This window comes from Geodermatophilus sp. SYSU D00814, assembly GCF_054050055.1.
The window spans coordinates 46,491-58,738 of record NZ_JBJGYP010000021.1; the positions used below are offsets into that span (position 1 = coordinate 46,491).

General features: G+C 76.7%; 12 protein-coding genes, 1 tRNA gene and 1 pseudogene. 6 read left to right on the plus strand and 8 right to left on the minus strand.

Going from position 1 to position 12,248, the window contains the following annotated elements; genetic code table 11:
* Positions 1-333: 333 nt before the first annotated feature.
* A pseudogene (locus tag ACI780_RS17065) lies at positions 334-519 on the plus strand (tyrosine-type recombinase/integrase); the annotation flags it as partial.
* A 103-nt stretch (positions 520-622) separates the two neighbouring features.
* On the opposite strand, the gene ACI780_RS17070 reads toward ACI780_RS17065, so the two are convergent.
* Positions 623-696, minus strand: a tRNA-Pro gene (locus tag ACI780_RS17070).
* A gap of 77 nt (positions 697-773) precedes the next feature.
* Positions 774-1,457 (minus strand): CPBP family intramembrane glutamic endopeptidase, encoded by a 684-nt coding sequence (locus tag ACI780_RS17075; RefSeq protein ID WP_457004427.1) that lies wholly within the window; start codon positions 1,455-1,457, stop codon positions 774-776.
* A gap of 423 nt (positions 1,458-1,880) precedes the next feature.
* Between ACI780_RS17075 and ACI780_RS17080 the strand changes: the two genes are divergently transcribed.
* Positions 1,881-2,006 (plus strand): hypothetical protein, encoded by a 126-nt coding sequence (locus ACI780_RS17080; protein ID WP_457004429.1) that lies wholly within the window; start codon positions 1,881-1,883, stop codon positions 2,004-2,006.
* 5 nt (positions 2,007-2,011) lie between these two features.
* Here ACI780_RS17080 and ACI780_RS17085 read toward each other — a convergent pair whose 3' ends face one another.
* Positions 2,012-4,645, minus strand: coding sequence for a LuxR C-terminal-related transcriptional regulator (locus ACI780_RS17085; RefSeq protein WP_457004431.1), 2,634 nt, complete (start codon positions 4,643-4,645; stop codon positions 2,012-2,014).
* A 404-nt stretch (positions 4,646-5,049) separates the two neighbouring features.
* On the opposite strand from ACI780_RS17085, the gene ACI780_RS17090 reads away from it, so the two are divergent.
* Positions 5,050-5,226: a hypothetical protein gene (locus tag ACI780_RS17090; RefSeq protein WP_457004433.1), complete on the plus strand. Its 177-nt coding sequence runs from the start codon at positions 5,050-5,052 to the stop codon at positions 5,224-5,226.
* A gap of 152 nt (positions 5,227-5,378) precedes the next feature.
* Complete coding sequence (locus ACI780_RS17095) at positions 5,379-6,953, plus strand: MDR family MFS transporter (RefSeq protein WP_457004435.1); 1,575 nt, start codon at positions 5,379-5,381, stop codon at positions 6,951-6,953.
* Positions 6,954-6,956: 3 nt separating this feature from the next.
* Here the strand turns inward: ACI780_RS17095 and der are convergent, their stop codons facing one another.
* The 3 genes from der to aroH are packed head-to-tail and all read right to left on the minus strand — an operon-like array spanning position 6,957 to position 9,393.
* Entirely contained in the window at positions 6,957-8,303 is a 1,347-nt protein-coding gene (der, locus tag ACI780_RS17100; protein WP_456872025.1) for a ribosome biogenesis GTPase Der, read from the minus strand.
* Entirely contained in the window at positions 8,300-8,995 is a 696-nt protein-coding gene (cmk, locus tag ACI780_RS17105; RefSeq protein WP_456872026.1) for a (d)CMP kinase, read from the minus strand. Before cmk ends, der begins: the two co-directional genes overlap by 4 nt.
* A gap of 35 nt (positions 8,996-9,030) precedes the next feature.
* Positions 9,031-9,393 (minus strand): chorismate mutase, encoded by a 363-nt coding sequence (gene aroH / locus ACI780_RS17110; RefSeq protein ID WP_456872027.1) that lies wholly within the window; start codon positions 9,391-9,393, stop codon positions 9,031-9,033.
* Between the two features lie 380 nt (positions 9,394-9,773).
* On the opposite strand from aroH, the gene ACI780_RS17115 reads away from it, so the two are divergent.
* Together ACI780_RS17115 and ACI780_RS17120 are read left to right on the plus strand one after the other, a co-directional pair.
* Positions 9,774-9,938 carry a hypothetical protein gene (locus ACI780_RS17115; RefSeq protein WP_456872028.1) on the plus strand — a complete coding sequence of 55 codons (165 nt, stop codon included), beginning with the start codon at positions 9,774-9,776 and terminating at the stop codon, positions 9,936-9,938.
* Positions 9,939-10,054: 116 nt separating this feature from the next.
* Complete coding sequence (locus ACI780_RS17120) at positions 10,055-10,222, plus strand: hypothetical protein (protein WP_456872029.1); 168 nt, start codon at positions 10,055-10,057, stop codon at positions 10,220-10,222.
* Between the two features lie 41 nt (positions 10,223-10,263).
* Here the strand turns inward: ACI780_RS17120 and ACI780_RS17125 are convergent, their stop codons facing one another.
* A complete protein-coding gene (locus ACI780_RS17125; RefSeq protein ID WP_456872030.1) occupies positions 10,264-11,109 on the minus strand; it encodes a pseudouridine synthase in 846 nt (281 codons plus the stop codon).
* Positions 11,110-11,174: 65 nt separating this feature from the next.
* Complete coding sequence (locus ACI780_RS17130; protein WP_457004439.1) at positions 11,175-12,242, minus strand: DUF2332 domain-containing protein; 1,068 nt, start codon at positions 12,240-12,242, stop codon at positions 11,175-11,177.
* Positions 12,243-12,248: the final 6 nt, after the last annotated feature.

Here is a 12,248-nt window from a genome sequence, read left to right on the forward strand (position 1 = left end):
GGACAGCCGGGGCAACCGCCGGGGGGATGCCGAGGTGGCGCACCACGCCAGCCCGGGCACGAGACGGGGAGGGACAGGCCGTGCAACGGATCCGGCCCCGAACCGCACGGGAGACGGCGATCGTGCTCCGGCTGCGGAGCAGGTCCGTGCGTGACCGGGCGGCGGCGGCCTGCCGGAGGCGCAGCTGACCTGCGCCGATGCGGCCCTGCACCACGTGCGGCGCCGTGTCCCCCGGGAGCCGGTCATCGCCGATGGCGGATCGAGGGTTCGCCGTCCTGACCGGCGGCGCCGACGCCGGCGCCGCCGTCCTCGCCGTCCGCCGGCCTCCGCGGCGTCACCCCGCACACCCTCCGGCACTCCGCGGTGAGCTTCCTGCTCGCGGCCGGCACGCACACGAAGGTCGCTCAAGAGCACCTCGGCCACTCGTCCTACGCCATCACGGCCGACATCTACAGCCACGTCGGGCCGGCTCAGCAGCGGGAGGCGGCCGACCGGCTCGACCAAGCACTCCGCTGGTGACCGTTGCTGTCCCTCGGGCCGCGTTGCTGTACGCGTTGCTGTACTCATGCGAGAGGCGGGCCACCCTCGTCGGGTGACCCGCCTCTGACCTGCGGTTTCACTGTCGGGCTGACAGGATTTGAACCTGCGACCCCTTGACCCCCAGTCAAGTGCGCTACCAAGCTGCGCTACAGCCCGAGCGCCGGGCGGCTCGCACCGCCCGATCGCTGCCCCAGCAGGTTACCGCACCCGCTCCCAGCATCCCGAAGGCGGCCTCAGCCGAGCCGGTGGGCGGCGAGCGCGGCCAGGCTGCCCAGCGTGTTGGTCGCCAGGTGGAGCAGCACCGGGGCCAGCAGGCTGCCGCTGCGCAGCCGCAGCCAGGTGAACAGCACGCCGGCCACCGCCGTCCCCGCGCAGACCAGCGCCACCGCTGCGGCCGTGGCGAGCGGCCCGTCGACCAGGTCGTTGGCCGCCAGGCCGCTCAGCGTGGGCCGCACGTGCCACAGCCCGAACACCCCGGCCGCCACCGCCGTCGCGGCACGCAGTGGCAGCACCCGGAGCAGCACCGCCAGCAGCACCCCGCGGAAGGCGATCTCCTCCCACAGGACCGTGCCGAGGGGGATGCGCAGGAGCACGTCGCCGGCGAGCTCCGCCGGGTCGAGGCCGGCGACACGGGCGTCGGCGAGCAGGGGGCGGGTGGGGGGCAACGCGAGGACGGCCGCGTAGCCGGCCGCGACGAGCGCGAGGGCCGCACCGCCCCACCGCAGCCCCGCGGGCACGTCGCGGCGGGCCAGGCCGAGGTCCGCCCACGAGGAACCGGTCAGCCGGGCGGTGGCCAGCAGCACACCGGCGGCGGCGAGGTTCACGGCGACGTAGGTCCCGGTGTCCCCCGGCAGGGCGGGGACGACGACGTTGTTCCACAGCAGCAGCACCCCGACGAGCACGACGGCGAGCGGCACGCCCCGCCATCCCGCCGTGGTCCGCCGTGGGACCCGGGCGCCTGCCGTCACGACCGGCTCCTACCCCGCGAGCAGTCGCGCCCTCTGCTGCGCGAACTCGTCGTCGGGGAGCGGCCAGGCCCACCGGATCTCCCCTCGGCTCCGTCAGGCCGGGCACGGATGCGTCGGCCGGGCGCGGGGACAGCGTGCTGGGCGGCGGCACCCGCGACCTCCTCCGCGGCGGATGACGTCCGCCGCGGCCGCGCCGACCGGTCGGGGCGCAGCGGCATCTCATCCCGGGCGGGGGACCTGCCGCGCGGCCGGTCCGGGGACGATCCGCGGGGATCGAGCCAGGAGGTGACCCGTGTCGTCGCGACGCTACGAGTTCCGGGTGGCGGGGTGGTTGTCCGACCACACCCGCGGGGCGTTCCCGACCTGGAGGTCGTGCAGGCCCCGCCCGAGACGATCATCCACGGCGACATCGTCGACGAGGCACAGCTGCACGGCGTGCTGGCACGGATGCAGGACCTCGGGCTGCGGGTGGTGTCCCTGCACGAGGTCCCCGGCTGAGGCCCTCAGGACCGCGCGTCCTCCGACCTCGACTCGACGAGCACGCCACGGCGCCGGGCGGTCTCCACCGCGTCCCTGCGCGAGTTGACGCCGAGCTTGCCGTAGATCGCCCGGACGTGGGTCTTCACCGTGCTGTGGGAGACGGTGAGGTCGCCGGCGATCTCGTCGAACGAGCGCTGGGTGGGCAGCAGGCGCAGCACCGCCCGCTCGCGCTCGGTCAGCGCCACCGGGTGGGTGCCGACCCCCAGGGCCTGCCGCGCGGCGAGCACCCGGTGCGCGGTCGGGTCCAGGCCGCCGAAGCTGCCCAGCTGCCGGGTGAGCAGCTCGACCACCTCGTCCGGCGCGAGCGCCAGTGGCCGCAGCGCGTCCGTCGCCTCGGTCAGCGCGAGCGCCTGCCCGAGGCTGCCGCGCGCGCGGGCCGGGTGGCCCTCCGCCACCGCGAGCCGGCAGTCGAGCACCCAGCCCGCCAACCGCGCCCACGGGACCGTGGCCGCCAGCGACCGGTCCAGCAGCGGCCGCAGGACCTCGCCGGCGGCGCGGTACCGGCCGAGCGCGGCCAGCCGGTGTGCCCGCATGAGGGCCACGTCCCCGCCGGTCCCCAGCGTCGACTCGGCCCACTCCAGCGCGGCGCGGGCGGGTTCGGCGTGCCCGGTGCGGTGGGCCACGCCGTGCTCGAGCAGGGCGACGAGCGCGGCCGCGCTGGCCGCCATCGGGTGGTCGGCCACCGCCGTCCGGGACCGCCGCATCTCCTCCAGCCCGTCGACCTCGCGCCCCAGGTCGGCCGACGCGGCGCCGGACAGCGCCCGGACGGTGACCGCGACCGGGTTCGACGGGGGCGGCGGCTCCCGGTCGTAGAAGGCGAGCGCCGGGGAGAGCAGGTCCAGGCACGACTGCGGCTCCACCCGCAGCAGTGCTGCGTAGGCGCGCATCGACGCCGTGAAGGCGACGCCGGCCGTGGCCCGCCAGTCGGTCCCGTGGGCGCCGACGTCGGCCTGCTCGGCGAGCGCGGACATCCGCCGGAAGTCCCCGCGGACCCCGGCGAGGGCGGCGAGGACGGTGCGGGCCCGGGCGGTCACGTACCGCTGCCCCGAGGCCTCCGCCCGGGCGAGCGCCCCGCGCACGAGGCTCTCGGCCTCGTCCCACCGGCCGACCGTCAGCAGGGCCAGCGCGCGGTCGAGCGCCGCCGTCACCGCCAGGCCGGAGGCCTCCTCGACCGTCGGGGCGAGCGCCTCCGTCGCCGTCACCATGTCCGCCGGGTTCCCGGTCATGGTCACGCGGCGGGCGCGGACCAGGGCGCGCAGCTCCGCGAGCTCCTCCCCCGGCTCGGTCGGCCAGACGAGGTCGGCACGGGCGAGGTGGCCGTCGGCCGCGACCAGCGCGCCCGCCTCGACGTCGACGAGCCCGGCCAGCAGTTCCAGCCAGGGGTCGGCGGCCACGGCGTCCCCCAGCCAGTCCAGCGCCTCCCGCATCGCCCCGTAGCGGCCGTCGGCGACCAGGCGGGCGCTGTCCTGGCGGAGCAGCCGCACGACGGCGGCCGGGTCCCCACCCCGCCGCGCGTGGGTGAGGGCCTCGACGGTCCGGCCCCGGGACGCGTACCACCCGGCCGCGCTGCGCTGCAGGCGCAGCACCTCCTCGGGACGGCGGCGCGTCAGGTCGGCCAGCAGGTGCGAGCGCAGCAGCGGGTGCACGCGGTACCAGATGCGACCCTGACCGCAGCTGAGCACCAGCGAGGTGTCGCGCTCCATCGCGTCGAGGACCTCCGCCGCGTCCGGCCGGCCGGACACCGCGATCGCGAGTGGCGCGGACAGCTGGTCGCAGACGCTCACCGCGCGCAGCAGGTCCAGCACGTCGGACGGGAGCCGGGCCAGGACCTCCCCCACCAGGTAGTCGGACACGGCCCGGCCGTTGCCGACGAAGTCGGTGAGGAAGCGGTCGGGGTCGTCGGTCTCGCGCAGCGACAGCGCCGCCAGCCGGAGCCCGGCGGCCCAGCCCTCGGTCTGCTCGACGAGCAGGCGCACCTGGTCGGGGCTCGCCTCGACGTCGGCCGAGGCCAGCATGGTGTCCGCCTCCGGCACCGAGAACCGCAGGGCCTCCGCCCGGATCTCGTTGAGCTCGCCGGCCACCCGCATGCGGCTGAGCGGCAGCGGCGGGTCGGTGCGTCCGGTGAGCACCAGGTGCAGCCCGGGGGGACGGTCGCGGACGAGGGTGGCCAGCCCGCGCCTGGGCTCGGGTGCGGTCAGCTCGTGCACGTCGTCGAGGACCAGACGCACCGGCTCGGGGACGGCGTCGATCGCGTCGACCACCGCGGCGAGGAACGCCGGGTCCCGGCTCGGCAGGTGCGGCGCCGCGATCGACTGCAGGAGGGAGTCCTCCGGCACGACGGGGCAGGAGGCGAGCGCGGTCAGGACCGCCGACCAGAAGCGCTGGTCGTCGTCGTCGTCGCCGTCCAGGGAGACCCAGGCCGTCCGGTCCGGGACGCGGGAGGCCCAGTCGGCGAGCAGCAGCGTCTTGCCGTAACCGGCGGGCGCGCACACCGCGGTGACCTGGCCCGGTGCCGCGGCGTCGACCGCGGCCAGCAGCCGGGGCCGGGGCACGTACCCGGGCGACAACCGCGGCACCGCGGTCTTCGCCCGTGGCACCCCGGACCGTCTCGCGCCCCTCGCTGAGGCCACGGCATCCCCCTCGCAGCAGCACGAACGTACGACGACCGAGACGATCCCGACAGGGGCAACCGGCCCGGACCGTAGACGGAACGCAACCGGACGGGACCGGACGGCGACGGCCGGGGCGGCGATCCGGCTCCGTGCGAGTCCGCCGGCTGTGGTCTCACCCCGCCCGGACGAGGTCGTGGGCGGTCGGGTGGTCCACGACCCCGCCGCCCGCTCACCGCGGTCGGGCCGGTGGTCGGCTCCCCGGCGGCGGAGCGGCATCGCGGTCCCTCTGCGGCCCGGAACTCATCCGCCGCAGGTGAGGCCGCGCCGAGCGCCTGCGGCCACGCTCGCCGCTGCCCGTGTGCCCGTCCCGGCGGATGCCAGGAGGACCGATGCCGATCCCCGAGGTGCACCCTCCGGAGCTGGCCGACCCGGCCGGTCGCGACCCGGCCGAGGACGAGTACAGCCCCGCCTTCGCCGCCTGGGCGCTGCTGCTGACCCTCGGCGTGCTCGCCGGGGCGATCGTCGTCGTCTGGGCGTCCGCAGGCTGGCCGGTGGGCGCGCCGTGAGCTCCTCCGGGGCAGCTGCCGGGGCGGCCGGGGCGCTCCTGCTGCGTCCCGAGGGCCGGACGGACCGGCGTGCGGACGAGCTGCGGGCCCTCGTCCGGCGGTGAGCACCGGCGCCGGGAACGACCCGGCGCTCCCCCGGGTTGTCGTTGCCCGTGACGACCACGCCCCGGGCCTCGATCGGGCTCCGCTCCGAGCGCGGTCCCGTGCTCGGCGCGGTCATGCTCAGCACCGCCCTCATCGCGCTCGACAGCACGATCATCGCCACGGCCGTCCCCGCCGTCGTCGACGACCTCGGCGGCTTCAGCCAGTTCCCGTGGCTGTTCAGCGTCTACCTGCTCACCCAGGCGGTGACGGTGCCGGTCTACGGCAAGCTCGCCGACGTCCACGGGCGCAAGCCGGTGCTGCTGGTCGGCATCGCGGTGTTCGTCGCGGCGTCGCTGTTCTGCGGCCTCGCCTGGTCGATGCCGGCGCTGATCGTCGGCCGCGCGCTGCAGGGCATCGGGGCGGGGGCGATCCAGCCGATCGGCATGACCGTCATCGGCGACATCTACACCGTCGAGGAGCGCGCCCGGGTTCAGGGCTACGTGGCCTCGGTGTGGGGGATCTCCGCGGTGCTCGGCCCCACGCTGGGCGGGGTCTTCAGCGACTACCTGTCCTGGCGCTGGATCTTCTGGGTGAACCTGCCCCTGGGCGCGGTGGCGCTGGTCGCGCTGTGGCGGCGGTGGACCGAGCGGGTCGAGCGCCGGGAGGCCCGCTTCGACGTCGCCGGGTCGGTGCTGCTCGCCGCCGGCGCGGGGCTGCTCATCGTCGGCCTGCTGCAGGGCGGCAGCGCCTGGGCCTGGTCGTCACCGGTCTCGATCGCGGTCCTCGCGACGGCGGCCGTGCTGCTCGTCGCCTTCGCGCTGGTGGAGCGGCGGGCCGCCGAGCCGGTGCTGCCGCCGTGGGTGCTGCGCCGCCGGATCCTGCTCAGCGGCAACGTCGCCGCGCTCGGGCTCGGCGCGCTGCTCATCGGCCTGAGCTCCTACCTGCCCACGTGGGCGCAGGGGGTGCTCGGCGCCGGGGCACTGGAGGCCGGCTTCGCGCTGGCGGCCCTGACCCTCGGGTGGCCGATCGCGGCGAGCCTGTCCGGCCGGCTCTACCTGCGCATCGGGTTCCGCGACACCGCGCTGCTCGGCGTCGTCCTCGCCGTCGCCGGCACGGCCGGGACGGCGCTGCTCGGCCCGTCGGCACAGCTGTGGCAGGTCGGCGCCTGGATGTTCCTCACCGGCCTCGGCCTCGGACTGTCGTCGGCGCCGCTGATCGTCGCGGTGCAGTCGGTGGTCGGCTGGGACCGGCGCGGCGTCGTCACCGCCACCAACATGTTCTCCCGGTCGATGGGCTCGGCGATCGGCGCGGCGGTGTTCGGCGCGATCGCCAACACCACCCTGGCCGCCCGCTTCGCCGCCCCGCCGCCCGGTCTCGACGGCGAGGTGCCCACCGACGTCGACAGCACGACCGCGGCGCTCGCCCAGGGCGGCGCCGTCGCCGACTTCGCGCGGGAGAGCCTGCACGCGGCCTCGCACGGCGTCTTCGTCGCCACGGCGGTCACCGCCGTCGTCATCGCCCTCGCCGTGCTGGCCATGCCCCGGCGGACCGAGCCGCTGCGCTTCGACGACGACCCCCACGACGACGACCCCCACGACGACCCCGACGAGGACCCCGCCGACGATGCCGCGACCGTGGCCTGACCGTCAGCCGCGCCGCTCGTTCCCCCGGCCCTCGCGGACCTTGACCGAGATGTCGATCGGGGTGCCGCCGAAGCCCCACCGCTCCCGCAGCTTGCGCTCGAGGAAGCGGCGGTAGCCGGCCTCGAGGAAGCCGGTGGAGAAGACGACGAACCGCGGTGGCCGGACGTCGGCCTGCGTCACGTACTTGATCTTCGGGGCGCGCCCGCCGCGGGCCGGGGGCGGGGTCTCCTGCACGAGCTGGCGGACGTAGGCGTTGAGCTCCGCCGTCGGCACCCGGGTCTCCCAGGAGGCCAGCGCGGCCCGCAGGTGCTCGGGCAGCTTCCCGACGCCGCGGCCGGTGGCCGCCGAGATGTTGACCCGCGAGGCCCACCGCACCCGGGCGAGGTCCCGCTCGATCTCGCGCTCGAGCTGGGCGTGCCGGTCCTCGTCGAGGGTGTCCCACTTGTTGAACGCGATGACCAGCGCGCGGCCGGCCTCGATGACCTGGGTGATCACCCGTTGGTCCTGCTCGCTGATCACCTCGTCGGCCGCCAGCAGCACGACGGCGACCTCGGCGGCCTGGATCGCGGCCTCGGTGCGCAGGCTCGCGTAGTACTCGGTGCCGCTGGCGGTGTTGACCTTGCGGCGCAGGCCCGCGGTGTCGACGAACCGCCACTCCTCCCCGCCCAGCGTGATGATCGAGTCGACCGGGTCCACGGTGGTGCCGGCCACCGAGTCGACGACCGAGCGCTCCTCCTTCGCCAGCCGGTTGAGCAGGCTCGACTTGCCCACGTTCGGCCGCCCGACCAGCGCCACCCGGCGCGGGCCGCCCTCCTCCGGCTGCTCGCGCGGCGCCTCGGGCAGCGCGTCGAGGACCAGGTCGAGCAGGTCCCCCGAGCCCCGGCCGTGCAGCGCGCTGACCGGCTGCGGCTCCCCCAGCCCCAGCGACCACAGCTCCGCGGCGTTGGACTCGCTGCGCTCGTCGTCGACCTTGTTGGCGACGACGATCACCGGCCGGTCGCTGCGGCGCAGGATCCGCGCGGCGGCCAGGTCGGTGTCGGTGGCGCCCACCTGGCTGTCGACGACGAGCACGATGACGTCGGCGGTGCGCATCGCGAACTCGGCCTGCCGGGTGATCGACGCGCCCAGCCCCTCCGCCCTCGGGTCCCAGCCGCCGGTGTCGGTGACGGTGAACCGCCGCCCGTTCCACAGCGCCTCGTAGGAGATCCGGTCGCGGGTGACGCCCGGGACGTCCTGCACCACCGCGGCGCGGCGACCCAGGATCCGGTTGACCAGCGTCGACTTGCCCACGTTCGGCCGGCCGACGACCGCCACCACCGGCAGCGGGCCGCCGGTGCCCTCCTCGCTCACGCGTCCACCCCTCGTGCCCCGGCCGCCGCGAGCGCCAGCCCGACCACCCGGTCGACGACGCCCTCTCGGTCCAGGTCGGTGCTGTCCACGACCACCGCGTCGGCGGCCGGCCGCAGCGGGCTGTCCGCGCGGCTGCTGTCGTACTCGTCGCGGCGGCGCAGCTCGGCGGCGAGCGCGGCCACCTCCGCCGGGTCGCTGATCCCCAGCTGCAGGGCCCGCCGCTGCGCGCGGGCCTCCGGCGCCGCGGTCAGGTAGACCTTCACGGTCGCCTCCGGCAGCACCACGGTGCCGATGTCGCGCCCCTCGACGACGACCGCGTCGGCCGAGCCCACCAGCGACCGCTGCCGGTCGACCAGCTGCCGCCGCACCGCGGGCACCGCCGAGACCGCCGAGACGGCGCGGGTGACCTCGGCGCCGCGGATGCGCTCGGCGACGTCGGTGCCGTCGACCTCCACCCGCTCGGTCTCCGCCGCCGTCCCCACCTCGATCCGGGCGCCGGCCACCACGCGGGCCACCGCGTCGGCGTCCTCGGGGTCGACGCCGGCGTCGAGCACCGCCACCGTGGCGGCGCGGTACATCGCGCCGGTGTCGAGGTAGGCGGCGCCCAGCCGGGCGGCCACCGCCCGCGCGACGCTGGACTTGCCCGTGCCGGACGGGCCGTCGAGGGTCACCTGTCCCCGGAAACCGCTCATGTCCACGTCCTCCACTCCTCGGGTCACCGGACCGCTCACTGGGCGATGTCCCGCCGCAGCGCCACCGCGCCCCGCAGGTACACGTGCTGGATGCCCGCGCGCGGCCGGTCGGTCTCCACGTGCGCCATCAGCCGCAGCACCCGCGGCAGCGCGTGCGGCACCGCCATCTCGGTGGCGCACATCAGCGGCACGTCGCCCATGCCCAGCTCGCGGGCGGCCAGGGCCGGGAACTCCGACACCAGGTCCGGTGTCGCGGTGAACAGGATGCTGATGATGTCGTCGTGGTGCAGCGCGTTGCGCTCGACCACCGCGTTCACCAGCTCCCGGGTGGCCTCGAGCACCAGGCCGCGGTCGTCGGCGTCCACCTGTGTCGCGCCCCGGATGGCCCGTACGGCCACGAGCACCCTCCTCCGTCGATCGGGCTCCCGGATCCGGGGTGCCCGGTCGAGTCTAGGTTCCGCCCGCCACCCGGCCGGACCGGTCCTCCCCCACCGGTGCCTCGACCCCGGTGCCGGCCGCTCGGTCGGACCAGGTCCGTGCACGAGTTGGGGATAACGGTCCAGGACCCCGGGCGCACCTCCGGGGACCAAAGGCCCTGGGGTCTATCGGACGGATTCGTAACGGTTGAGGGGTGAGTCGAGAAGAGACCCACCGCCGGCCCCCCGCACGCCCACCGGGACCGCCCCGCGACGGGCCGTCCCGTGCGAAGCCCCCGTCCTTCACCGCGCGCACCGACCGCGCCGCTGGTCAGGTCTCCCTCCGCGGCCACCTCGACCGGGTGGGCGCCGAGGCGCTGTGCCGGACCGTGACCGCGCTGCGGCAGCTCGGTCACCGGCGCGTCGTCGTCCGGCTCGGGTCGGCCACGCTCACCGACGACGCCCGCGCGATCCTGGCCGGGCTCGCCCGGCGATCCCCCGCCGGCGAGCAGCTGGTGCTCCGGTGACCGGTGGCCAGCAGGGCCCCGAGGGAGCCCGGTGCCCGGACACCGAGCCCGGTGGGCGCTGGACGGTGGGTGCGGACGCGGTGCGGCCCTTCTACCGCTCAGGAGGATCGCTGCGCGTGCCCCTGGGTCGCCTCCACGCGGTCAGCGGCGACGGTCTCGCCGTCGGCCGGTCGGTGTGCCTGGCACCGGTGACGCTCCTCGACCCGGCCGAGTGGGCCTGGCCCGACGACGGGGCCGACGCCGGGGACCCGCTGTGCTGGATCTGCCTGGCGCTGACCGTCTGACCGTCTGACCGCGCCGAGCGGCCGGGGGACGGTGGGCGGGTTCAGAGCCCGACGAGCTCCTCCAGCGCGCCGACCTCCTGGCGGGTCAGCCGGCGGATCGCGCCGCTGCGCATCCGCTGCAGCGAGACCGGGCCGACCGCGACGCGCGTCAGCCGGGAGACCGGCAGGCCGACCGCGGCCAGCAGCCGCCGCACGATGTGCTTGCGGCCCTCGTGCAGCACGACCTCCACCACCGACTGGCCGGCGTGGGCGTCGACGATCCGGAAGGAGTCGACCTTCACCGGGCCGTCGTCGAGCTCGATGCCGGCGCGCAGCCGGCGGTGCAGGTCGCGGGAGATCGAGCCCGACACCTGCGCGAGGTAGGTCTTCTTCACCCCGTAGCTCGGGTGGGCCAGCCGGTGGGCGAGCTCACCGTCGTTGGTGACCAGCAGCAGCCCCTCGGTGTCCTGGTCGAGCCGGCCCACGTGCACCAGCCCGGGCGCGAGGTCGCCCACCATGTCGCCGACGGTCGGCCGCGCCCGGTCGTCGCTCATCGCGGTGATCACCCCGGCGGGCTTGTTCACCGCGTAGGTGACCCGGTCGTCGCGCAGCTCGATCCGCTGCCCGTCGACGGCGATCTTGTCCCTCGCCGGGTCCACCCGCGTGCCCTGCACCGTGACCGTGCGGCCGTTCACGCTGATCCGGCCCTGGTCGACCATGTTCTCCACCACCCGCCGGGAGCCGACGCCGGCGCGGGCGAGCACCTTCTGCAGCCGCTCGCCCTCGCGGTCGGCCGTGGCGGAGGGCGGGCGGTCGCCGGGGTGGGCCGGGGCGAGCTCCATGTCCTCCGACCAGCCCTCACCGCCGGGGGTGCCGGGGAGGTCGTCGGGCTGCGGTGCGGTGTCCATCCGCGCCAGTCTCCCACCCCCTCGCCGGCCGCCGGGACGCGGCGGCGGGCCGGGCGGCCGGGCGGTCAGGGGCCGGCCAGCCACGCGAGCACGCGGCCCCGCGACCAGCACCGGCCGACGGCCTCGGCCCGCCGCGCCGACCGGTCGGCCAGCGTGACGCCGACGGTGCTGTGGCCCGAGGCGGGGCGGTCGCCGAGCGTCGGGACGCCCGGTGCGACCCCGACCCCCTCCACCGACACCCACGCCACCGGCCGCCCGGCCGCGACCTCGTCCAGGCGGTGCAGGAAGCGCTCCCGGCGCTGCGGGGAGAGCCGCACCAGCGACCACGCCGTCACGACGACGGGCAGGGCGCCGGCGGGCACCCGGGCGACGGCGTCGGGCAGCACCTCGACGACGTCGCCGCGCACCGGCACCGGGGGGTCGGCCGCGGCCAGCGCGAGCTCCGCGTCGAGCCCCGCCCGGCGCTCGGGCCGGTCCGGCGGGAGGCAGGCGCGCAGCCACCGGACGTCGTCGGCGTCGGTCACGTCCAGCGGGTCGACGTCGGCGCAGACCCGGACGAGGACCGGCGGCAGGGCGCGGGTCGGGACCGCCCGGTCCCCCACCACCCGGGCCGACACCTGCACCGGCGACGACGGGTCGCCCAGGGACCGCCCGTCGCCGTAGGAGATGCCGACGCGGTCGACGAGCAGGTCCAGCCCCGCCGGGCGGCCCACGCCGACCAGCCCGACGGCGTCGGCACCGGCCCGCCGCGCCGCCTCGGCGAGCGCCGGGTACAGCACCGCGGGGTGCCCGGTCTCGTCGGACAGCACCCGCCGCCGCGCGCCGGCCGCCGCCACCGCGTCGGCCGCCCGTCGCAGGGTGTCGACCGCCGCGACGGCGGTGGCCTCGCCGTCCCCGGAGCCGTGGGCCGCGGCCAGGGCCGGAGCGCGCCCGGCGAGGGCGAGGTCGTGCAGCGCGGCGAGGACCGCCGCCGGTCCCCGCCGGCGCGCCGGCACCGTCGCCAGCGCCCGCAGCGCCTCCTCCGATCCGCCCACCGCCGCGGCGACGCGCGCGGACAGCGGCGAGGTGGTGGCGTCTCCGGCGAAGCGCCGGTACGCGTCGGCGAGCGCGCCACCCGCGGTCGGCCCCGGCACGACGGC